Origin of the sequence: Clostridioides sp. ES-S-0006-03, from assembly GCF_020662275.1 — a bacterium.
Taxonomy (GTDB): domain Bacteria; phylum Bacillota; class Clostridia; order Peptostreptococcales; family Peptostreptococcaceae; genus Clostridioides.
Window position 1 is genome coordinate 1 of sequence record NZ_JADGMM010000018.1, and the last position, 22,614, is coordinate 22,614.

Genomic DNA, 22,614 nt, shown 5'->3' on the forward strand with positions numbered 1-22,614 from the left:
TCTTTCTGGTGCTGGTATATATTCATCTATTTGCTCGAATAATTCTACTATTTTATTTCCCCACTCACTCTTTGGATCTTCTAATGCCATTAATGCTGATCCTCTTACTATTGGAGTATCATCTCCTGGGAAATCATATTCTGTTAATAAATCTCTTACTTCCATTTCTACTAGTTCTAATAACTCTTCATCATCTACCATGTCACATTTGTTTAAGAATACTACTATATATGGTACTCCAACTTGTCTTGATAATAGTATATGCTCTCTTGTTTGTGGCATTGGTCCATCTGTTGCTGAACAAACTAATATTGCTCCGTCCATTTGTGCTGCTCCTGTTATCATGTTCTTAACGTAGTCAGCATGTCCTGGGCAGTCAACGTGTGCGTAGTGTCTGTTTGGAGTTTCATACTCAACGTGTGCTGTTGATATTGTGATTCCTCTTTCTCTTTCTTCTGGAGCTTTATCTATGTTTGCGAAATCTACTGCTTCTCCTAATTGGTATCTGTCATATAATGTTTTTGTTATTGCTGCTGTTAATGTAGTTTTACCGTGGTCAACGTGTCCTATTGTCCCTATATTAACATGAGGTTTTGTTCTTTCGTATTTAGCTTTAGCCATTTTGAATTTCCTCCCTTTATCTTGTGCAAGACGAGACAAGTCTCGTCTTGCTGATTATTTTTTATATTTATATTATTAATTAATTTTTAAATTATTTTCCTTCAGCTATCTTTTTAGCAACTGAAGCTGGAACTTGTTCATAGTGATCGAATATCATTGTATAAGTTGCACGACCTTGAGTTGAAGATCTTAGGTCTGTAGAGTATCCAAACATTTCTGAAAGTGGAACAAATGCATTTATAACTTGTGCACCACTTCTTGCTTCCATTCCTTGGATTAATCCTCTTCTTGAGTTTAAGTCACCCATAACATCTCCCATGTAATCTTCTGGAGTAACAACTTCTACTTTAAAGTAAGGCTCTAAAAGAACTGCATTACCTTTCTTCATAGCATCTTTGAATGCCATTGAACCAGCCATCTTGAACGCCATTTCAGAAGAGTCAACTTCATGGTAAGAACCATCATATAACTCAACAGCAACGTCTACAACTGGATATCCAGCAACTATACCAGATTGCATAGCTCCTTGTATACCCATGTCAACTGGACCAACATATTCTTTTGGTACAGATCCACCAACAGTTTTGTTTGTGAATTTGTATCCTTCACCTGGCTCTTGAGGAGCAACTCTAATCTTAACGTGACCATATTGTCCTCTACCACCTGATTGCTTAGAGTACTTGTATTCAACATCAACTGGTTGAGTTATAGTTTCTCTATATGCAACTTGTGGAGCACCAACTTTGGCTTCTACTTTAAATTCTCTTAATAATCTATCTACTATTATCTCTAAGTGTAATTCACCCATACCAGATATTATAGTTTGTCCTGTTTCTTGGTCAGTTTTAACTGTGAAAGTTGGGTCTTCTTCAGCTAATTTTTGAAGAGCTATACCCATTTTTTCTTGAGCTGCTTTAGAACTTGGTTCTATAGCAACAGATATAACTGGCTCAGGGAATTCCATAGATTCAAGTATTATTGGATTAGCAGGATCACATAATGTGTCTCCAGTAGTAGTATCTTTTAATCCTACTGCTGCTGCTATATCTCCAGCATAAACTTTAGTTATTTCTTCTCTTGTATTGGCATGCATTTGTAGTATACGACCAATTCTTTCTCTCTTATTCTTAGTTGCATTTAAAACATAAGAACCAGATTCTAATGTTCCAGAGTAAACTCTGAAGAACGCTAGTTTTCCAACAAATGGGTCAGTCATTATTTTGAATGCTAATGCAGAGAATGGCTCTTCATCAGAAGAATGTCTTTCAGCTTCCTCTCCATCTTCCAATATACCTTTTATAGCTGCTATATCAGTTGGTGCTGGTAAGTAATCTAAAACTGCATCTATTACTAACTGAACACCTTTGTTTCTATAAGCTGTACCACAGAAAACTGGGTTCATCTCACACGCTATAGTAGCTTTTCTTATAGCAACTTTTAGTTCATCTATAGTAGGTTCTTCACCTTCAAGATATTTCATCATTAACTCTTCGTCAGTTTCAGCTACTGCTTCAACTAATTTTTCTCTCCACTCTGTAGCTAATTCTTTCATATCCTCTGGTATGTCTGTTTCTTCCATTTCAACACCTAAGTCGTCTTTGTATATAACAGCATCCATTTTTAATAAGTCTATTATACCTATAAATGAATCTTCTTTACCTATTGGTAATTGCATAGGAACTGCATTAGAATTTAATCTAGATTTCATCATGCTTACAACATTGTAGAAATCTGCTCCTAATATATCCATTTTATTTACAAAAGCTATTCTAGGTACTCCATAAGTTTCAGCTTGTCTCCATACATTCTCAGATTGAGGTTCAACCCCACCTTTTGCACAGAATACAGCAACTGAACCGTCAAGAACTCTTAGAGATCTTTCAACTTCAACTGTGAAGTCCACGTGTCCAGGAGTATCTATTATATTTATTCTATGGTCTTTCCATGAAGCAGTAGTAGCGGCAGAAGTTATTGTTATACCTCTTTCCTTTTCTTGCTCCATCCAGTCCATTTGAGAAGCCCCTTCATGAGTTTCTCCTATCTTATGAGTTTGCCCAGTATAAAACAGGATTCTTTCTGTAGTAGTAGTTTTCCCTGCATCTATATGAGCCATGATTCCTATATTCCTAGTTCTTTCCAAAGGAAACTTTCTAGCCATGGTTATCCTCCTTATGATATCCTCAATTTTATAAGATATCTATATATCCTACCATCTATAATGAGCAAATGCTTTATTAGCTTCTGCCATTTTATGAGTATCTTCTTTTTTCTTAACTGAAGCTCCTGTGTTGTTAGCTGCGTCCATTATTTCTTTAGCTAATTTATCAACCATTCCTTTTTCTCCACGAGCTCTAGTGTATTTTACTAACCATCTTAAACCTAATGTTTGTCTTCTTTCAGGTCTAACTTCGATTGGTACTTGGTAGTTTGCCCCACCAACTCTTCTTGCTTTTACTTCTAAAACAGGCATTATATTATCCATTGCCTTATTAAATACTTCTAAAGCATCTTCTCCTGTTTTTTCAGCAATAACTGTGAAAGCATCATAAACTATTGTTTGAGACTTTCCTTTTTTTCCGTCTACCATTAAATTATTTATTAATTTAGTAACTACCTTACTCCCATACATAGGATCTGGTAAAACTTCTCTCTTTGGAACATTACCTTTTCTTGGCATTTCGCTTCCCTCCTTAATTATTTAACTTAAATCATAGGTACTCGACATAAATTATTTAATGCCGTGATGCCATAAATATCTATATATATATTTAAAGCACCGAACTATAATCAATCATTAATTGTTTTTATTTTTTAGCGTCCTTAGGTTTCTTAGCACCATACTTAGATCTTGATTGTCTTCTCTTATCAACACCTGCTGTATCTAAAGTACCTCTTAGTATATGGTATCTAACCCCTGGAAGGTCTTTTACTCTTCCGCCTCTTATAAGAACAACACTATGCTCTTGTAAGTTATGTCCTTCTCCTGGTATATAAGCAGAAACTTCTATACCATTAGTTAATCTAACTCTGGCAACTTTTCTTAAAGCTGAGTTAGGTTTCTTAGGAGTAACTGTTTTTACTGAAGTACAAACCCCTCTTTTTTGTGGAGCACTAGCGTCAGTTACTTTCTTGTTTAAAGAGTTGTAACCTTTTTGTAATGCTGGAGCAGTAGATTTCTTTTCAACTGCTTTTCTACTTTTACGAACTAATTGGTTAATTGTTGGCATCATCTGCACCTCCTTCCAAATTTTCGATCTTATCAGTGACCGCCAACTACATCAATATGAATACTCATACTGACTGATTGTAACATTTGTTACTTACAATTTAATGTCTATAACACATGAATATGTGATATTAGCATTTTTCTAGCTTGATGCTTTTAGTTCTTGTTTATTGCCATTTAAAAGTCACTAAGAGCTCATATAAGCCCTTAGTGTACTTTTAAACAACACACTTTACTATTTTAACACCACAAATAATGGTTGTCAAGATTTCTTTACTCTATCTGCCATTAATCTTCAATTTTTTCAACAGCTATATTTCTATACTTCTTCATTCCTGTTCCTGCTGGTATTAGCTTACCTAATATAACATTCTCTTTAAGCCCTATTAGGTGGTCTTCTTTACCTTTTATTGCAGCTTCTGTTAATACTCTTGTTGTTTCCTGGAATGAAGCTGCTGATAAGAATGAATCAGTTGCAAGAGATGCTTTAGTTATACCAAGTAATACTCTTTTAGCAACTGCTGGTCTTAAGTCTTTAGCTATAGCTTCTTCGTTACATCTATTAAATGTTAATACATCTTCATATCCACCTGGTAATAAATCTGTATCTCCTGGGTCTTCAACTTTAACTTTAGATAGCATTTGTCTTACTATAACTTCTATATGCTTATCGTTAACATCAACCCCTTGAAGTCTATAAACCCTTTGAACTTCTTTAACTATATATTCTTGAACACCTTTAACACCTTTTACTCTTACTATATCATGAGGATTTATAAATCCTTGTGTTAAAGGATCTCCAGCTTCTAATATCTGTCCTTGCTTAACTTTTAATCTAGAACCATATGGTATCACATATGTTTGAGTTTCGCCTTCTTCTGGTATTACATTTACTTCTTTTCTCTTTCCAGTTTCATCTATTTCAACTCTACCAGATACTTCAGTTATTACAGCTAAACCTTTTGGTTTTCTAGCTTCGAATAATTCTTCAACCCTTGGAAGACCTTGAGTTATATCGGCTCCTGCAACCCCTCCAGTATGGAATGTACGCATTGTAAGCTGAGTACCCGGCTCACCTATAGATTGAGCTGCTATTATACCAACTGCTTCACCTATATTAACTTCTTTTCCTGTAGCTAAGTTTCTACCATAGCACTTAGAACAAACTCCATGATTAGTTTTACAGTTAAGAACTGTTCTTATCCTAATTTTTTCAATTCCTAAATCTACTATAGTTTCTGCTTCATCTTCTTGTATCATAGCATCAGCTTCAACTATAACTTCACCAGTTTCAGGATTTAATATAGGGTCTATAGTATATCTTCCTACAATTCTATCATATATTTCTTCTATAACTTCATTTCCTTCTTTTATAGCATAAATTTCTGTAGTATCTTCTGTTCCGCAATCTACTTCTCTTACAATAACATCCTGACTTACATCAACAAGTCTTCTTGTTAAGTATCCAGATTCAGCCGTACGTATAGCTGTATCGGCAAGACCTTTTCTGGCACCATGTGAAGATGTAAAGTATTCAAGTACTGATAAACCTTCACGGAAATTAGATTTAACTGGTATCTCAACTGTTTTACCAGATGCATTGGCCATAAGACCACGCATACCTGCTAGCTGTCTAATTTGGTTTTTAGAACCTCTGGCTCCTGAATGTGCCATTATATATATATTGTTTAATCTATCTAGTCCACCCATAAGAGCATCAGTAACCTTATCAGTTGTTTCTGTCCATGTCTCTATAACTTTTTCATATCTTTCTTCATTAGATATTAAACCTCTTCTGTATGCTTTTTCATATTTATCAACTTTTTCTTCTGCCTCAGCTATAAATACTTTCTTTTCTTCTGGAACACTCATATCAGCAACAGCAACTGTTATACCACCTAATGTAGAATATTTAAATCCTAGAGATTTTATATAATCTAGTAATTCCGCTGTTTCTGTATTTCCATGTTTTCTAAAGCACTTATCTATTATTTTACCAAGAGATTTTTTATCTGCTAAGAAGTCAACTTCTAGAGCAAATGGGTTTTCATTTCTATCTACAAATCCTAAATCTTGAGGTATGCTTTCATTAAATATAAATCTACCAACTGTACTTTCAACTAATGAACTTCTTCCATCTTCAAGAGTCACCTTTAGTTTTACTAACGCATGTAGATGAACTGATTTATTGTAATAAGCAAGTAATAGCTCATTAAAGTCTTTAAATACCATTCCTGTTCCTTTAGCATCATCTTGTGCTTCTATTGTTAGATAATAACAACCTAAAACCATATCCTGAGATGGAGTAGTTATAGGAGAACCATCTTTAGGAGCAAGAATGTTGTTTACAGAAAGCATTAAGAATCTTGCTTCTGCTTGTGCTTCTACTGATAAAGGTACATGGACTGCCATTTGGTCACCATCGAAGTCTGCATTGTAAGCTGTACACACAAGTGGATGTAGCTTTATAGCTTTACCTTCAACCAAGATTGGTTCAAATGCTTGTATACCTAATCTATGCAGAGTCGGCGCACGGTTAAGAAGAACTGGATGGCTTTTTATAACATCTTCTAAAACATCCCAAACTTCTGGCTTAACTTTTTCTACTATAGATTTTGCACTTTTTATATTATGTGCATATCCTTCTTTAACTAGTTTATCCATAACAAATGGCTTAAATAGTTCTAGTGCCATTTTCTTTGGAAGACCACATTGATAGAATTTAAGTTCTGGTCCAACAACTATAACAGAACGTCCTGAGTAGTCAACACGCTTACCAAGTAAGTTTTGACGGAAACGACCTTGTTTACCCTTTAACATATCTGATAAAGACTTAAGTGGTCTATTTCCAGGCCCTGTTACAGGTCTACCTCTTCTACCATTATCTATTAATGCATCAACTGCTTCTTGAAGCATTCTCTTTTCATTTCTTACAATTATATCTGGAGCTCCAAGCTCTAATAATCTCTTAAGTCTATTATTTCTGTTTATAACTCTTCTATATAAATCATTTAAGTCTGAAGTTGCAAATCTTCCACCATCAAGTTGTACCATTGGTCTTAAATCTGGTGGTATTACTGGTATCGCATCTAAAATCATCCATTCTGGTTTATTCCCAGATTTTTTAAATGCTTCTACAACTTCTAATCTTCTTATTGTTCTAACTTTCTTTTGTCCTGTACTGTCTTTTAATTCCGCTCTTAGGTCTTTGCTTTGTTGCTCTAAGTCTATGTTTTGTAACAATATCTTTACAGCTTCAGCACCCATACCTACAGTAAAAGTATATCCATATTTTTCAAGAGCAGTTCTATACTCTTTTTCTGTCAATAACTGCTTCTCATTCAATCCAGTTTCTCCTGGATCAACTACTACATATGAAGCAAAGTATAGTATTTTTTCCAATGATCTTGGTGACATATCAAGTAAAAGTCCCATTCTACTTGGTATACCTTTAAAGTACCAGATGTGAGACATAGGAGCTGCTAGCTCTATATGTCCCATTCTTTCTCTTCTTACTTTCGATTTAGTTACTTCTACTCCACATCTATCACAAACTACACCTTTGTATCTAACTCTTCTATATTTACCACAATGGCACTCCCAGTCTTTTTGTGGTCCAAATATTCTTTCACAGAAAAGACCATCTTTTTCTGGTTTTAAAGTACGGTAATTTATAGTTTCTGGCTTTTTAACTTCTCCTCTAGACCATTGTCTTATTTTTTCTGGAGAAGCCAATGCTATTTTTATCGACTCGAAATTGTTTAATTCAAACAAGGAGTTCTCTCCCTTCTATTTGAGATTTACATTAATTAAATTTACATATCAAAGTCATCACCATCAAAGTCTATTTCTTCTTCAAATAAATCTTCTTCAGCAAATTCTTCTAAATTCTCTATATCCTCATCTTCTACGGTTTCCGTAAAATCATCTTCAATTTCTTCTATTATATTACTTTCTTCAACTTCTCCCATGTTATTTACAACATCTAGTTCAAATTCACCTATTGTGTCATCTTCATCTACAGATTCTCTTACTTCTATTTCTTGATCTTCATCTGTTAATACTTTTACATCTAAGCATAAACTTTGAAGTTCTTTTATAAGAACCTTAAATGATTCTGGGATTCCTGGCTCAGGTATGTTTTCACCTTTAACTATAGCTTCGTAAGTTCTAACACGACCTACAACATCATCAGACTTAACAGTAAGTATTTCTTGAAGTATGTGAGCAGCTCCATATGCTTCTAGAGCCCAAACCTCCATCTCTCCAAATCTTTGTCCACCAAATTGTGCTTTACCACCTAGTGGCTGTTGAGTAACTAATGAGTATGGTCCAGTACTTCTTGCATGTAGTTTTTCATCAACTAAATGATGTAGTTTTAAGTAGTACATATATCCAACAGTTATTCTATTATCAAAAGTTTCACCTGTTCTACCATCATATAAAGTTAATTTACCATCTCTAGGATATCCAGCTTCTTCAAGAGCATCCATTATATCATACTCATTGGCACCATCAAATACTGATGTTGCAACATACCATCCTAAAGTCTTAGCAGCAAGTCCTAAATGAACCTCTAAAACCTGACCGATGTTCATACGTGATGGTATACCTTGTGGGTTAAGTATTATATCTAGTGGAGTTCCATTTTCCATAAATGGCATATCTTCTTCTGGTAATATTCTTGAGATAACCCCTTTATTCCCATGACGACCAGCCATTTTATCTCCAACTTTTATTTTTCTCTTTTTAGCTATATAACATCTTACTAATTCATTTACTCCTGGAGATAAATCATCTCCATTTTCTCTAGTAAATACTTTTACATCAACTATTATACCAGATTCACCATGAGGTACTTTAAGTGAAGTATCTCTAACTTCTCTAGCCTTTTCACCAAATATTGCACGAAGTAATCTTTCCTCAGCAGTAAGTTCAGTTTCCCCTTTTGGAGTTACTTTACCAACTAGTATATCTCCTGAATCTACTTCTGCACCTATTCTTATTATACCTCTGTCATCTAAGTTCTTAATTGCACTATCTCCAACATTAGGTATATCTCTAGTTATTTCCTCTGGCCCTAGTTTTGTATCTCTAGCTTCACATTCATATTCTTCTATATGAATTGTTGATAATCTATCTTCTTTAACTAATCTTTCATTTATTAATATGGCATCTTCGTAGTTATAACCTTCCCAAGTCATGAATGCTATAAGACAGTTTCTTCCAAGTGCTACTTCTCCTAAATCAGTTGCTGGACCGTCTGCTATAACATCTCCTTGCACTATTTGCTCACCTTTAGTTATTATAGGTGTTTGATTTATACAAGTACCTGAGTTTGAACGTTTAAACTTAAGTAGATTATATCTATCTCTGTTTCCATCTTCTCTTTTTATAATTATCTCATCTGCTGTTACTCTTTCTGCTATACCAGAATTTCTAGCAACAACAACTGCTCCAGAGTCTTTTGCAGCTCTATATTCTATACCAGTTCCTATAATTGGTGCTTCTCTTCTAACTAGAGGCACTGCCTGACGTTGCATGTTCGCTCCCATAAGGGCACGGTTGGCATCATCATTTTCTAAGAAAGGTATCATAGCAGTGGCAACAGATACAACCTGCTTAGGAGATATATCCATGTAATCTACTCTGCTTTCAGGAACCATTTCAACAGCACCATTTACAGTTCTACAAACAACTCTATGGTTTACGAATTTACCATTGTCTGTTAATGGCTCATTTGCCTGAGCTCTTACGAATAAATCTTCTTCATCAGCAGTTAAATAATGTATCTCATCAGTAACTGTTGATGTTACTTTATCAAATTTTCTATATGGTGATTCTATAAATCCAAACTCATTTATTTTCGCATAAGTTCCAAGAGAGTTTATAAGACCGATATTTGGTCCTTCTGGAGTCTCTATCGGACACATTCTACCGTAGTGTGAATGGTGAACGTCACGCACTTCGAATCCAGCTCTTTCTCTTGAAAGACCTCCAGGCCCAAGAGCTGATAGTCTTCTCTTATGTGTTAACTCAGATAAAGGATTTGTTTGGTCCATGAACTGAGATAACTGAGAACTACCAAAGAATTCTTTTATTGCAGCTGAAACTGGTCTTATGTTAACTAACGCTTGAGGCGTTATAGCTTCCATATCTTGAACTGTCATTCTTTCTTTTATGACTCTTTCCATTCTTGAAAGACCAATTCTAACTTGGTTTTGTAATAATTCTCCTACAGATCTTATTCTTCTATTTCCTAAATGGTCTATATCATCAATGTTTCCTATATTATAGAAGATATTGAATTCATAACTTATTGAAGCTATTATATCGTCTAATAATATATGTTTTGGTATAAGTTCTTTAATTCTTGATTTTATAGCTTCTTTTATTTCTTCTTCATCACTATATCCATCTAAAATTTCTTTTAATGTTGGATAATGCACTTTTTCTTTTATGTTTAAATCATCTATGTCAAAATCAATATGAGACTTAATGTCTACAAAATTATTTCCTATAACTCTAACTTTCTTATCATCATCCATTAATAGATTTACTACATTTATACCTGCATTTTGTATATCTTTAGCTAACTCATAGCTTATTTTTTCTCCAGCTTTTACAAATACTTCTCCTGTTTCAGGATTTATTATGTCTTCTGCTGAAATTCTATTCATAATTCTATAGCATAAAGCAAGCTTTTTATTAAATTTGTATCTACCAACTTTTGCTAAATCATATCTCTTTGGATCAAAGAATAAAGCATTTAGTAAAGATGATGCACTTTCTACAGTAGGTGGTTCACCTGGTCTTAATTTTTTATATATCTCAACAAGACCTTCCTCTACTGTCTTAGTATTATCTTTTTCTAATGTGGCAGATAATCTTTCGTCTTCTCCTAAAAGGTCAATTATTTCTGCATCTGTCCCTATTCCTAAAGCTCTAAGTAAAACTGTAACTGGTTGTTTTCTTGTTCTATCAACTCTTACAGATATTACATCGTTAGAATCTGTTTCATATTCTAACCATGCTCCTCTATTAGGAATTACAGTAGATGAAATTAATCTCTTACCTGTTTTGTCTCTCTCTTCCGCATAGTAAACACCAGGAGATCTAACTAATTGACTTACGATAACTCTTTCTGCCCCATTTATAACGAAAGTTCCTCTTTCTGTCATTAAAGGGAAGTCACCCATAAATACTTCTTGTTCTTTTATTTCACCTGTTTCTTTATTTATAAGTCTTACCTTAACTTTTAGAGGTGCACAATATGTAGCATCTCTCTCTTTACACTCTTCTATATCGTACTTTGGTTTATCGTCTAAAGAGTAGTCAACAAATTCCAATATAAGATTACCAGTATAATCTTCTATTGGTGAAATATCATCAAACACTTCTTTTAAACCTTCTTTTAAAAACCACTCATAGGAATCTACTTGAATTTCTATAAGATTTGGCACATCAGCTATTTCCTTAATTTTAGAAAAGCTCATTCTAGTTCTTTTACCTATCGTGACAGGATGTGGCATTCACTTTTCACCTCTCAATAATTAAAAATAAAACAATAGTTCATTCTAACGCATCTAATAATTTTAGCATAATGTCAAGTATTTTTCAATATATTTTTTATCTTATATGTAAACTATGCATTATTTTTGATTTTTTGTAAATTATTTTAAGCATATATTATGTATTATGTACAATTCTCCAATATAAAATCCAATTTTTTCATTTATCGGTTTAATTTTCTAGAAAAAGTTACATTCTAATACCATACCCATATTTAATTATAATTTCATAAATAAGTACTAGTAAATAATTATATTTATACAAAAGCTGTTAAATATACAAAATAAAGACCATAAATGAATTTACTCTGGAGTTTTAAATCTTAAACTATTTCCATCATAAATTATATCTACAGTCTTTATAAAAATAGAATTTCTACTATAATTAAGTTTTTTATTTTTACTATTATATTAGTAATATAATTATCCTAATATATTATCTGCAAACTGTGGCGTAGGTAAACCAAATCCTCCAGCTACTTCAAGTAAGTCTCCTGTTATAAAGGATGAATCATCACTAGCATAGAATAAAACAGCTTTTGCTATGTCTTCTGGTTTCCCTATACGATTTAAAGGAACATGCTTTAGGAACTCCTTTATGAATTCTGGAGACATATTATCTAAAGCAGCTTTGGTTGCAATAAGGCCTGGAAGTACAGCATTACATCTAACATTGTCTTTTGCATATTGTGTTGCTATATTTTGAGTTAATGAGTTGATTGCTGATTTTGATACACAATAAGCTATTCTAGATAGGTCAGGCAATACTGAACCTATACTAGATATATTTATTATACTTCCCTTGCCATTCTTTATCATATGAGGAATAGCAGCTTTACATGGTAAATATACACTTTTTAAATTAGTATTTACTGTATCAAAGAAATTATCTGTATCTCCAGTTAAAAGGTCTTTATCAAGTGAGGGATTTGTCGAACCAAAATTATTTACAAGTATATCTATCTTACCTTCTTTTTTAACTACATCTTCTATCATTGAAGTAAACGTTTCTTCTTCACGAGCATTAAAATAAACAAACTTAGCACACCCGCCTTCTGCACTTATTCTGTCTATAACTTCATTAGCCAATTCTTCTGAACGAGCTGCTAAATATACAACTGCTCCATTTTGTGCCAATATTTCAGCTGATGCTAATCCAATACCTTTAGTTGCTGCAGTAACCACTGCAACTTTACCTTGTAATTTTTCCATTATTAACTCCTCCTTAAATGCATTTCTTAAAATCTACATATTTCGATTTTTAGAAGTATTTCACTCATTTTAAATTTGTATTTGTTAATTAATTATTTATTACATTTTATTTTTAAAGTATTTTTGTAAATTTTTAAAACAATATGTAGTTTTATATAATTTGTCTTTTATTATATCACCTTATATATGCACATTACAATAATTGTTTATATTTTAATTTAACATCTGTATTTAACATAGTAAAAACATATTCTTTAATAGTATTAAATTAAAATCTCATTACAAACTATATGATACCCTTAATTTAATACTATTATATAAATTTTTTTTATTTTATAGAAATATTCTATTCACAATTTTTTATAAATAAAAAAAGATACCCAAATGGGTATCTTTTTAAAGAAACTACTTAACTTCTACTTTAGCTCCAGCAGCTTCTAATTTTTCTTTTATTTGATCAGCTTCTTCTTTAGAAGCTCCTTCTTTAACTGTCTTAGGAGCATTGTCAACTACTTCTTTAGCTTCTTTTAATCCTAATCCTGTTATTTCTCTAACTGCTTTTATAACTCCAACTTTTGAAGAACCAACCTCAGCTAATACTACATCAAACTCAGTTTTTTCTTCAGCAGCTGGTCCACCAGCAGCTGCACCAGCTACCATTACTGGAGCTGAAGCTGATACGCCGAATTTTTCTTCAGCAGCTTTAACTAATTCATTTAATTCTAAAACTTTCATATTTTCTATAGCTTCTAATATTTGTTCTATTGTCATTTTTAGCACCTCCGAATTTTCTTTTCAAATTAATATTTATAATTTTTTAGTTAAGCAATTAAGCTTCTTCTTGACCTTCTGCCTTTTTCGCTATTGCATCTATTAAGTATGCAAAGTTTGATATTGGAGCTTTTAAGCTACCAAGTAATTTAGCGATAAGAACTTCTCTTGATGGTATGTTAGCCATTTCAACAATCTTAGCTTCGTCATAGAATACACCTTCTACAACACCCATCTTTAATTTCATCTTTGGATGAGAATCCATGAATCCTTTTAATATTCTAGCTGGAGCAACTGGATCATCATATCCAAATGCTATAGCATTAGTACCAATTAATAATTCTTCATTGAATTGCTCTATACCAACTTCTTTAGCTGCTCTTCTAACTAAAGTATTTTTATATACTTTGTAATCTACACCAGCTTCTCTCATTTGTTTTCTTAACTCAGTTACTTCTTCAACTGTTAACCCTTTGTAATCAACAACAACGGCAGCAGAAGATTTTTGTAACTTTTCAACTATTTCAGAAACAACTTCTGATTTAATTTCTATAGCTTTTCTCATCTAGATGTGCACCTCCTTCACCAAATAGGCTTAGTATTTACCGCAACATTATAAAAAGCTTTTGTTGCCAAAAGTAGACATCAAAAGCTTTAGTAATCTCAATTTATCTAAAACCTCGGTGGGATATTAAGCTTTCGCACCCACTATCTACGGCAAATCTATTCTTTTTTACATTGACAAATGATATGATAACATTTTTGTCAACCTGTGTCAACAGTTTTATTATTCAGCTGTTCTTGCTGGGTTTATTTTAACTCCAGGTCCCATTGAAGAAGCTACAGTTATACTTCTTAAATATTGTCCTTTAGCAGCAGCTGGTTTAGCTTTTATTATAGCATCCATTAATGCAGCAAAGTTTTCAGATAATTTTTCTCCACCAAATGATACTTTTCCTACTGGAACGTGTATTATGTTAGTTTTGTCTAATCTGTATTCAACTTTACCAGCTTTTATTTCGTCTATAGCTTTAGCTACATCAAATGTAACTGTTCCTGATTTAGGGTTTGGCATTAAACCTTTTGGTCCTAATACTCTACCTAATCTACCTACTACACCCATCATGTCTGGAGTAGCAACTACTATATCAAAATCAAACCAGTTTTCACCTTGTATTTTTTGAACTAATTCTTCAGCTCCTACAAAATCAGCACCAGCTTGTTCAGCTTCCTTAGCTTTTTCACCTTTAGCAAAAACTAAAACTCTTTTAGTTTTACCAGTTCCGTGAGGTAATACAACTGCACCTCTTACTTGTTGATCAGCATGTCTTGAGTCAACACCTAATTTAATGTGTGCTTCTACTGTTTCGTCAAATTTAGCTCCAGCTATATCTGAAACTAATGTTAATGCTTCTGATGCATCATAGAACTTAGTTCTATCTACTTTTTGTAATGCACCTGCATATCTTTTACCTTTTTTAGCCATTTTATTTTCCTCCTTGTGGTTAATCTCGGCTTTTCGCCTCCCACTTTATAAAAAAAAGTGTATCTTTTAATTAGTCTTCTACTACAACACCCATGCTTCTAGCAGTACCAGCTATCATACTCATAGCAGCTTCTACTGATGCAGCATTTAAGTCAGGCATTTTTAATTCAGCTATTTCTCTTACTTGAGCTGAAGTTATTTTAGCAACTTTCTTTTTGTTTGGTTCTCCAGAACCTGATTTTAAGTTTAATGCTTTTTTAATTAAAACTGCAGCTGGTGGAGTTTTTGTTATAAAACTGAATGATCTATCTTGATATACAGTTATAACAACTGGTATTATCATTCCAGCTTGATCTGCAGTTTTAGCATTAAATTCTTTTGTGAATCCCATTATATTAACACCATGTTGTCCTAATGCTGGTCCAACTGGTGGCGCTGGAGTAGCCTTTCCTGCAGGTATTTGTAATTTTATTTGACCTATAACTTTTTTAGCCATTTTGAGCGCACCTCCTCAGATTTTTCTATAATAATAGTATTAGATTTTTTCTATACCTTCAAGCTCTATTACAAATAGAGTCCTTTTACCAAATGCATTTATGCACACTTTAACTTCTCTGTTTTCTAAGTCAATTTCTTCTATGTTTCCTACTTGTCCACTAAATGGTCCTTGAGATACCTTTACTGTATCTCCTATTTCAAAGTCAATATCACTATTTACTACTTTAGGTTCAGTTGTATCTATACCCATAGCTTTAACTTCTTCTTCACTTAATGGTACTGGTTTTGAACCAGGTCCAACGAAACCTGTAACTCCCTTAGTATTTCTTACTACATACCAAGATTCATCAGTTATTATCATTTTAACCAAAACATAACTTGGATAAACTTTACGTTGTCTAGTTTTTTCTTTTCCAGTTTTAGTAGTTTCCACTACCTCTTCTGTTGGAACAACTACTTGTCTTATGCAGTCTTCCATACTTCTTGTTTTAACTGCTTTTTCTATTGTAGCTTTAACTTTATTTTCATGTCCCGAATAAGTATGAACTACATACCAACTTGCTTCTTGTAATTCTGACATTTAACTTACCTCTTTTCGTCTATTTTAGTAATAACGCTAGTGCACCAGATAATATAGTGTCTATACCCCATACTAATATAGTGCATGAAATAACTACAGTTAAAACTATACCTGTGTTTTTAAACAATTCTTTTTTTGTCGGCCATGTAACTCTTTTCAATTCTTGTTTAGTTTCTTTTAAATAACCAAATAAACTGAATCTCTTTTTAGTTTTTGCACCGTCATTTGTTTGGGCAGCCATTCCATACTCACATCCTTATAAAACTATTTTGTTTCTTTATGAGTTGTATGCTTTTTACAGAATCTACAATATTTTTGTAATTCTATTCTGTCTGGATTATTTTTCTTATTCTTAGTAGTGTTGTAGTTTCTTTGCTTACACTCTGTACATGCTAAAGTTACTTTAACTCTCATCTGATACACCTCCAACTTTGTAATACAATAATATATATTGTTAATATATGTGAATATAATATCTTTAAAATATGTATTTATTAAAAATCTACAGTATTTAAGATATTATTAACTTCCTATAATCATTACCTTGTATAAGTTATCACAAAATCCTATGCTGTGTCAATGTTTTTGTATTTCTATGTTAAAAAAAGAGGAGCATAACCCCTCTTTTTATTATTCTTTAATCCATCAGTTTAGTAATAAGAATTACTCTATTATTGTAGCAACAACTCCTGAAGCTACTGTTCTTCCACCTTCTCTTATTGAGAATCTTAATCCTTCTTCTACAACTATTGAATTTATTAAGTCTACTTCCATTGTTACGTTATCTCCAGGCATTACCATTTCTATTCCATCTGGTAACTTACAAGCTCCTGTTACATCTGTTGTTCTGAAATAGAATTGTGGTCTATATCCATCAAAGAATGGTGTATGTCTTCCACCTTCTTCTTTTTTAAGTACATATACTTCTGCAGTAAATTTTGTGTGTGCTTTTACTGATCCAGTCTTTGCTAGTACTTGTCCTCTTTCTATTTCGTTTCTTTGTACTCCTCTTAATAATGCTCCTATATTATCCCCTGCTTGTGCTTGGTCTAATAATTTTCTGAACATCTCTACTCCTGTTACTACTACTTTTCTTGGTGCTTCTGTTAATCCTACTAATTCTACTTCGTCTTGTACTTTTAATACTCCTCTTTCCACTCTTCCTGTTGCAACTGTTCCTCTTCCTGTGATTGAGAATACGTCTTCTACTGGCATTAAGAATGGTTTGTCAGTATCTCTTTCTGGTGCTGGTATATATTCATCTATTTGCTCGAATAATTCTACTATTTTATTTCCCCACTCACTCTTTGGATCTTCTAATGCCATTAATGCTGATCCTCTTACTATTGGAGTATCATCTCCTGGGAAATCATATTCTGTTAATAAATCTCTTACTTCCATTTCTACTAGTTCTAATAACTCTTCATCATCTACCATGTCACATTTGTTTAAGAATACTACTATATATGGTACTCCAACTTGTCTTGATAATAGTATATGCTCTCTTGTTTGTGGCATTGGTCCATCTGTTGCTGAACAAACTAATATTGCTCCGTCCATTTGTGCTGCTCCTGTTATCATGTTCTTAACGTAGTCAGCATGTCCTGGGCAGTCAACGTGTGCGTAGTGTCTGTTTGGAGTTTCATACTCAACGTGTGCTGTTGATATTGTGATTCCTCTTTCTCTTTCTTCTGGAGCTTTATCTATGTTTGCGAAATCTACTGCTTCTCCTAATTGGTATCTGTCATATAATGTTTTTGTTATTGCTGCTGTTAATGTAGTTTTACCGTGGTCAACGTGTCCTATTGTCCCTATATTAACATGAGGTTTTGTTCTTTCGTATTTAGCTTTAGCCATTTTGAATTTCCTCCCTTTATCTTTCGATATAAATTAATTTTGCTCACAATAAGCTTATGGTAAGTATTTTACTATTAATCATTTCTGTTTTCAAGATGTTTTTCTAATTTTCTCTTAACCCTTTGTAAAGCGTTATCTATTGACTTTACATCTCTTTTAAGTTTGTCCGCTATGAACTGGTATGACTTTCCATTCAAATACAATTCTAGGACTTCCAATTCCAAGTCGCTTAATAATTCGTTCATCTTTGATTCTATATTTTTTAATTCTTCTTTACTAATTATAAGTTCTTCTGGATCTGTTACTATACTTGTAGCTATTATATCTAAAAGTGTTCTGTCTGACTCTTCATCATATATTGGTTTATTCAAAGAAACATATGAATTTAAAGGTATATGTTTTTGTCTTGTTGCAGTTTTTATAGCAGTTATTATTTGTCTTGTTATACATATCTCTGCAAAACATTTAAATGAATTTGTCTTACTTCCATCAAAATCTCTAACTGCCTTATAAAGGCCTATCATTCCTTCTTGTATTATATCTTCTTTATCTGCTCCAATTAAAAAATATGACTTTGCTTTTGCCTTTACAAAATTTCTGTATTTGGTAATAATATACTCTAGTGCTATCTTATCCCCTTCACTTGCTTTTAATACAATGTTATACTCATCTTGCTGACAATTGTCTATTAACTCATAACTTTTTTCTTTTGCTACCAACATGTAAATCTCCCCCATATATAAAACAAATTTATAGGTATATTATAGTCTAAAGAACCTAGTAATTTCAACGCTTTCTACGAATGTTCTCAAGTTTCGACAATGTTTCTTCATCTAACCTTTCCTCCAACCAATTTCGCTGAATTTTTTTCCTTAAACCGCTATTTTTTTCCTTCATTTTATTCTTGGAACGATCTAATTCTAACTTTAATTCTCTAGCAGACATTCTCATAGCACCTTTTCCTAAAATCATTTGTTGCTCTGCATAGTCATTAGTAGCTACTTTTACATCATCATATTTTGATAGAGAAGTTATAAATTTTTCTATATAACTATCCGCTGTTTGGTGCTCTCTTGTATAAACTATTGTTATGTGTTTTCTTTTTTCAACTTTTTCTCGGGAATTCTTAACATTATAAGCATCAAAAACTATTATAGTCTTATATCCCATGAACTCAGAAAATTCTATAATATCATCAATAAGTTTTTCTCGAGAATCCTCTAAATCCTCTTTCGCCAGTTCTTTTAAATTATCCCACGCATTTATAATATTATAGCCATCTATTATTAAGTAGTGATTTATGTTTCTTCTCATGCTTATTTACTTTTTATCCAGTCTTTGTCTGAATATTTCATATAAAAGTATACCACCTGCTACAGATGCATTTAAAGATGTAACATTACCTATCATGGGCATTTTTACTATAAAGTCACAGTTTTGTTTAACCAATCTAGATATTCCAAAACCTTCACTTCCAATTACTACACCTAGAGGTCCTGTAAGATTTTGTTTATAAAAAGTTTCTCCATCCATATCAGCAGCTGCAATCCACAGCCCTTCATCTTTCAGTCTTTTTATTGTATTGACTATATTGGTTACCTTACAAACTGGCATATACTCTACAGCTCCAGCAGAAGCTTTTGTAACTACAGGAGTTATGTGCACAGACCTTCTTTTTGGGATAATAACTCCATGTGCTCCTACTGCATCTGCTGTCCTTATTATTGAACCTAAGTTATGTGGGTCTGTTATTTCATCTAGTATAATAAAAAATGGGTCTTCATTTTTACCTTTTACTGAGTCTATTAACTCATCTAATTCATAATACTTATATTCACTTGCATAAGCTATTACACCTTGATGCGAATGACTTGTGCTTACTTCATCTAACTTATGTTTATCAACATATTGTATAATTATATTCTTCTCTTTGGCCATTCCTATTATTTTCTTAATTGAACCTTCTTTAGCTGAGTTAGCAATTAATATTTTGTCTATTTCTCTATCACTCTTTATAGCTTCTATTACAGGATTTCTTCCTTCAATACTTGCCAAACTATTCACCACCTACAAGGATTTAAATTTTTCTCTAACTTGAACTATATCACCACAAGTCATAGTTCCTTCTGGACAACTTCCATTTACACAGCTTGGACCAGTCTTTTTAAATAATATAGGAGCAACTTTTTTAACTTCTCTTAACATTTCTACAGCTAAGTTTCTTATTTCCCATTGTGCTCTTTCACAGCATCTATGTTCAAAGAAATTAAATAAACTTCTAGCGTTTATAGTAAATACCATTTTTGTTTCACATGCATTTGGAAATACATATCTAGCATCCTCTATTGCTTTTTTCTCAGCTTGTCTCTTTGCTGTTTTCTCATTTTTTCCTTCTTTTATTAGTTCATCATAATGCTTATCAAATAATATCTCCACTAATTTGTCATAATCTTCTTGGTCCTTTTTCATTGAGTTAACAAATAACTCTTTTGCTTTTTCTATTTTATCTATTTCAGGAGGAATTATGTACTCAAATTGGTCTAATTTAACATATCTTTGACTTTGTTGTGAAAAACTAGCTATACGATGTCTAACAATTTGATGCGAACAAGCTCTTGAAATACCTTCTATTGAAAACGTAAAAGATGCATGTTCTAATATTGAACCATGCCCTATATTTAATAACATATTTAAAAATTTTTCTATACTTTCTTCTGTTAAGTCTTTTTCTATTTCGTCTGTCCCAACTGGTGAATAACATAACTTAGCTGCCATAGCTATTACTTTTTCGGGTTCAGGTGTATGTGATATTAATTTTACTTTCATAAATTTTTGTCCTTTCTTATTACTAATTTCTATATATTTATTATACATTAGTTATAAAAAAAGTGTTGCCTTATTAATTATTATTAAGACAACACTCTTTAATATTTACATATCTCTTTCAATAATTTTAATTCCTTTATTGATAATATATTGAAGTCTCTCTATTTCATTATTCAAATACAAATATCCAATTAATGCTTCAAATCCAGTTGCATGTTTATAGTCTATAATATCTGCATTTTTAGGAGAAGTGTTTGATTTTTGATTTCTTCCCCTTTTATAAATTTTACTCTCTTCCTCTGTTAATTCACTTTCGATTTCATGAATTATTGATGCTTGAGCTTTAGCCTTTACATACTTTATGGCTAACTTATGCAAATCATTAACTTTTCGCTGTGTATTTTGTCTAATCAAGTGTTCTCTTATATATGTCTCATACACTGTATCACCTAAATATGCTAAAACTAGTGGTGACATAGTAACTAATTCAGTTTTTTCCATTTTTATACCCTTTTCCACTTAACACCTTGTCTTGTGTCTTCTAGTACAATTCCCATATCTAATAATTGTTGTCTTATATCATCCGCTAATTGGAATTCTTTATTTTTCTTTGCGTCAGTTCTCTTTTGTATTAATTCTTCAATGTCTTTATCTAGCACAGTATCCTTTTTCTTATTTACAATATTCAATACTCCTGTAAGCTCATTAAATTCATCTAAACACTTCTTAGCTAACTCTAAAGAAGAATTTTCGTCTACATTAGAATTTATCAACTTAGCCAATTCAAATATAATACTTACTGCATCTGCTGTATTGACATCATCATCCATAGCATCTATAAATCTTTGTCTAAAGTTATCTAATTCTTTAACAAGCTCTACTTCTTTTTCTGTTAGAGATGATTCTTTTAAATTACTTAATGTAAACTCTAATTTTTCTTTGGTATTATACAATCTTTCAAGACCAGCTTTAGCTTGATTTAACATTTCATCACTAAAGTTTACTGGATTTCTATAATGTGCTGATAACATGAAAAATCTCACTATTTCTAAATCATATAGCTTTGATATATCTCTTACTGTAAAGAAATTCCCTTTTGATTTACTCATTTTTTCATCATTTATATTTATATATCCATTATGCATCCAATATTTTGAGAATGTTTTTCCACTTCTAGCTTCACTTTGTGCTATTTCGTTTTCATGGTGTGGGAATGTTAAATCTTGACCACCTGCATGTATATCAATTGTCTCACCTAAGTATCTCTTAGACATAACAGAACATTCTATATGCCACCCTGGTCTACCTTCTCCCCAAGGACTCTCCCATCCTGGTTCTCCTTCTTTTTTTGCTTTCCAAAGAACAAAATCCATAGGATGTCTTTTTTGGTCATTAACTTCAATTCTAGCTCCAGCCTCTAAGTCTTCTTGTTTTTGGCCTGAAAGTTTTCCATATCCTTCAAATTTATTTGTATCAAAATATACATCGTCATTTACTGCATATGCATATCCTTTATCTTCTAATTCTTTTATAAAATCTATAATTTGTTGTATATTATCTGTAACTTGAGGATGAACAGTAGCTCTCTTAATTCCTAATCCATCACAATCTACAAAATACTCTTTTATGTATTTAGTAGCAACTTCTTCTGGAGATATTCCTTCTTCGTGGCTTCTATTTATAATCTTGTCATCAACATCTGTAAAGTTTTGTACATAAGTTACGTCATATCCTCTATACTCTAAATACCTTCTTAGAGTATCAAATATTATAAATGGTCTTGCATTACCTATGTGGATATAGTTATAAACTGTTGGACCACACACATACATTTTTACCTTTCCTTCTTCTAATGGAACAAATTCTTCTTTTGCTCTAGTTAATGTATTATAAACTTTCACACTCATCACCTCACTGTATTTTTATAAATTATTTTCTTAACATCATATATTATATTATAGTTGAA

The 22,614-nt window shown here is 32.3% G+C and carries 21 protein-coding genes and 1 other annotated feature; all 21 genes read right to left on the bottom strand.

The window, feature by feature from the left end:
• A partial coding sequence (locus tag IR151_RS17935; RefSeq protein ID WP_227437034.1) for a GTP-binding protein occupies positions 1-621 on the bottom strand: 621 nt, incomplete at its 3' end.
• A 91-nt stretch (positions 622-712) separates the two neighbouring features.
• Positions 713-2,779, bottom strand: a complete 2,067-nt coding sequence (gene fusA, locus IR151_RS17940) for an elongation factor G (protein ID WP_227437035.1) — start codon at positions 2,777-2,779, stop codon at positions 713-715.
• A gap of 48 nt (positions 2,780-2,827) precedes the next feature.
• Positions 2,828-3,298 (bottom strand): 30S ribosomal protein S7, encoded by a 471-nt coding sequence (gene rpsG / locus IR151_RS17945; RefSeq protein WP_227437037.1) that lies wholly within the window; start codon positions 3,296-3,298, stop codon positions 2,828-2,830.
• A gap of 127 nt (positions 3,299-3,425) precedes the next feature.
• Positions 3,426-3,848 carry a 30S ribosomal protein S12 gene (gene rpsL, locus IR151_RS17950; protein WP_227437039.1) on the bottom strand — a complete coding sequence of 141 codons (423 nt, stop codon included), beginning with the start codon at positions 3,846-3,848 and terminating at the stop codon, positions 3,426-3,428.
• Between the two features lie 287 nt (positions 3,849-4,135).
• Positions 4,136-7,621, bottom strand: a complete 3,486-nt coding sequence (gene rpoC / locus IR151_RS17955; protein ID WP_227437041.1) for a DNA-directed RNA polymerase subunit beta' — start codon at positions 7,619-7,621, stop codon at positions 4,136-4,138.
• A gap of 41 nt (positions 7,622-7,662) precedes the next feature.
• On the bottom strand, positions 7,663-11,379 hold the full coding sequence (gene rpoB / locus IR151_RS17960; RefSeq protein ID WP_227437043.1) for a DNA-directed RNA polymerase subunit beta: 3,717 nt from the start codon (positions 11,377-11,379) through the stop codon (positions 7,663-7,665).
• Between the two features lie 462 nt (positions 11,380-11,841).
• A complete protein-coding gene (locus IR151_RS17965; RefSeq protein ID WP_227437045.1) occupies positions 11,842-12,630 on the bottom strand; it encodes an SDR family NAD(P)-dependent oxidoreductase in 789 nt (262 codons plus the stop codon).
• A gap of 405 nt (positions 12,631-13,035) precedes the next feature.
• A complete protein-coding gene (gene rplL, locus IR151_RS17970) occupies positions 13,036-13,401 on the bottom strand; it encodes a 50S ribosomal protein L7/L12 (protein WP_021382505.1) in 366 nt (121 codons plus the stop codon).
• A 58-nt stretch (positions 13,402-13,459) separates the two neighbouring features.
• Complete coding sequence (gene rplJ, locus IR151_RS17975) at positions 13,460-13,966, bottom strand: 50S ribosomal protein L10 (protein ID WP_227437047.1); 507 nt, start codon at positions 13,964-13,966, stop codon at positions 13,460-13,462.
• A 42-nt stretch (positions 13,967-14,008) separates the two neighbouring features.
• Positions 14,009-14,137 (bottom strand) — a sequence feature (ribosomal protein L10 leader region).
• A gap of 51 nt (positions 14,138-14,188) precedes the next feature.
• Positions 14,189-14,887 carry a 50S ribosomal protein L1 gene (rplA, locus tag IR151_RS17980; RefSeq protein WP_227437049.1) on the bottom strand — a complete coding sequence of 233 codons (699 nt, stop codon included), beginning with the start codon at positions 14,885-14,887 and terminating at the stop codon, positions 14,189-14,191.
• Between the two features lie 70 nt (positions 14,888-14,957).
• Entirely contained in the window at positions 14,958-15,383 is a 426-nt protein-coding gene (gene rplK / locus IR151_RS17985) for a 50S ribosomal protein L11 (RefSeq protein WP_054268674.1), read from the bottom strand.
• Between the two features lie 39 nt (positions 15,384-15,422).
• Positions 15,423-15,965, bottom strand: coding sequence for a transcription termination/antitermination protein NusG (nusG, locus tag IR151_RS17990; protein ID WP_227437051.1), 543 nt, complete (start codon positions 15,963-15,965; stop codon positions 15,423-15,425).
• 19 nt (positions 15,966-15,984) lie between these two features.
• Entirely contained in the window at positions 15,985-16,206 is a 222-nt protein-coding gene (gene secE, locus IR151_RS17995) for a preprotein translocase subunit SecE (protein WP_227437053.1), read from the bottom strand.
• A 23-nt stretch (positions 16,207-16,229) separates the two neighbouring features.
• Positions 16,230-16,379, bottom strand: coding sequence for a 50S ribosomal protein L33 (rpmG, locus tag IR151_RS18000; RefSeq protein WP_003421192.1), 150 nt, complete (start codon positions 16,377-16,379; stop codon positions 16,230-16,232).
• A gap of 249 nt (positions 16,380-16,628) precedes the next feature.
• Positions 16,629-17,822 (bottom strand): elongation factor Tu, encoded by a 1,194-nt coding sequence (gene tuf / locus IR151_RS18005; protein WP_227437055.1) that lies wholly within the window; start codon positions 17,820-17,822, stop codon positions 16,629-16,631.
• Between the two features lie 74 nt (positions 17,823-17,896).
• Entirely contained in the window at positions 17,897-18,544 is a 648-nt protein-coding gene (sigH, locus tag IR151_RS18010; protein WP_227437057.1) for an RNA polymerase sporulation sigma factor SigH, read from the bottom strand.
• 64 nt (positions 18,545-18,608) lie between these two features.
• Entirely contained in the window at positions 18,609-19,136 is a 528-nt protein-coding gene (locus tag IR151_RS18015; RefSeq protein WP_227437059.1) for an NYN domain-containing protein, read from the bottom strand.
• Positions 19,137-19,142: 6 nt separating this feature from the next.
• A complete protein-coding gene (gene rlmB / locus IR151_RS18020; RefSeq protein ID WP_227437061.1) occupies positions 19,143-19,877 on the bottom strand; it encodes a 23S rRNA (guanosine(2251)-2'-O)-methyltransferase RlmB in 735 nt (244 codons plus the stop codon).
• 12 nt (positions 19,878-19,889) lie between these two features.
• A complete protein-coding gene (gene thyX / locus IR151_RS18025) occupies positions 19,890-20,648 on the bottom strand; it encodes an FAD-dependent thymidylate synthase (RefSeq protein WP_227437063.1) in 759 nt (252 codons plus the stop codon).
• A gap of 105 nt (positions 20,649-20,753) precedes the next feature.
• On the bottom strand, positions 20,754-21,149 hold the full coding sequence (locus IR151_RS18030; protein WP_227437065.1) for a Mini-ribonuclease 3: 396 nt from the start codon (positions 21,147-21,149) through the stop codon (positions 20,754-20,756).
• A 2-nt stretch (positions 21,150-21,151) separates the two neighbouring features.
• Positions 21,152-22,549 carry a cysteine--tRNA ligase gene (gene cysS / locus IR151_RS18035; RefSeq protein WP_227437067.1) on the bottom strand — a complete coding sequence of 466 codons (1,398 nt, stop codon included), beginning with the start codon at positions 22,547-22,549 and terminating at the stop codon, positions 21,152-21,154.
• Positions 22,550-22,614: the final 65 nt, after the last annotated feature.

Coding starts and splice junctions, on each gene's coding strand:
- fusA (WP_227437035.1), bottom strand. CDS start 2,779: ATGGCTAGAAAGTTTCCTTTGGAAAGAACTAGGAATATAGGAATCATG.
- rpsG (WP_227437037.1), bottom strand. CDS start 3,298: ATGCCAAGAAAAGGTAATGTTCCAAAGAGAGAAGTTTTACCAGATCCT.
- rpsL (WP_227437039.1), bottom strand. CDS start 3,848: ATGCCAACAATTAACCAATTAGTTCGTAAAAGTAGAAAAGCAGTTGAA.
- rpoB (WP_227437043.1), bottom strand. CDS start 11,379: ATGCCACATCCTGTCACGATAGGTAAAAGAACTAGAATGAGCTTTTCT.
- IR151_RS17965 (WP_227437045.1), bottom strand. CDS start 12,630: ATGGAAAAATTACAAGGTAAAGTTGCAGTGGTTACTGCAGCAACTAAA.
- rplL (WP_021382505.1), bottom strand. CDS start 13,401: ATGACAATAGAACAAATATTAGAAGCTATAGAAAATATGAAAGTTTTA.
- rplJ (WP_227437047.1), bottom strand. CDS start 13,966: ATGAGAAAAGCTATAGAAATTAAATCAGAAGTTGTTTCTGAAATAGTT.
- rplA (WP_227437049.1), bottom strand. CDS start 14,887: ATGGCTAAAAAAGGTAAAAGATATGCAGGTGCATTACAAAAAGTAGAT.
- rplK (WP_054268674.1), bottom strand. CDS start 15,383: ATGGCTAAAAAAGTTATAGGTCAAATAAAATTACAAATACCTGCAGGA.
- nusG (WP_227437051.1), bottom strand. CDS start 15,965: ATGTCAGAATTACAAGAAGCAAGTTGGTATGTAGTTCATACTTATTCG.
- secE (WP_227437053.1), bottom strand. CDS start 16,206: ATGGCTGCCCAAACAAATGACGGTGCAAAAACTAAAAAGAGATTCAGT.
- rpmG (WP_003421192.1), bottom strand. CDS start 16,379: ATGAGAGTTAAAGTAACTTTAGCATGTACAGAGTGTAAGCAAAGAAAC.
- tuf (WP_227437055.1), bottom strand. CDS start 17,822: ATGGCTAAAGCTAAATACGAAAGAACAAAACCTCATGTTAATATAGGG.
- sigH (WP_227437057.1), bottom strand. CDS start 18,544: ATGTTGGTAGCAAAAGAAAAAAGTTATGAGTTAATAGACAATTGTCAG.
- IR151_RS18015 (WP_227437059.1), bottom strand. CDS start 19,136: ATGAGAAGAAACATAAATCACTACTTAATAATAGATGGCTATAATATT.
- thyX (WP_227437063.1), bottom strand. CDS start 20,648: ATGAAAGTAAAATTAATATCACATACACCTGAACCCGAAAAAGTAATA.
- IR151_RS18030 (WP_227437065.1), bottom strand. CDS start 21,149: ATGGAAAAAACTGAATTAGTTACTATGTCACCACTAGTTTTAGCATAT.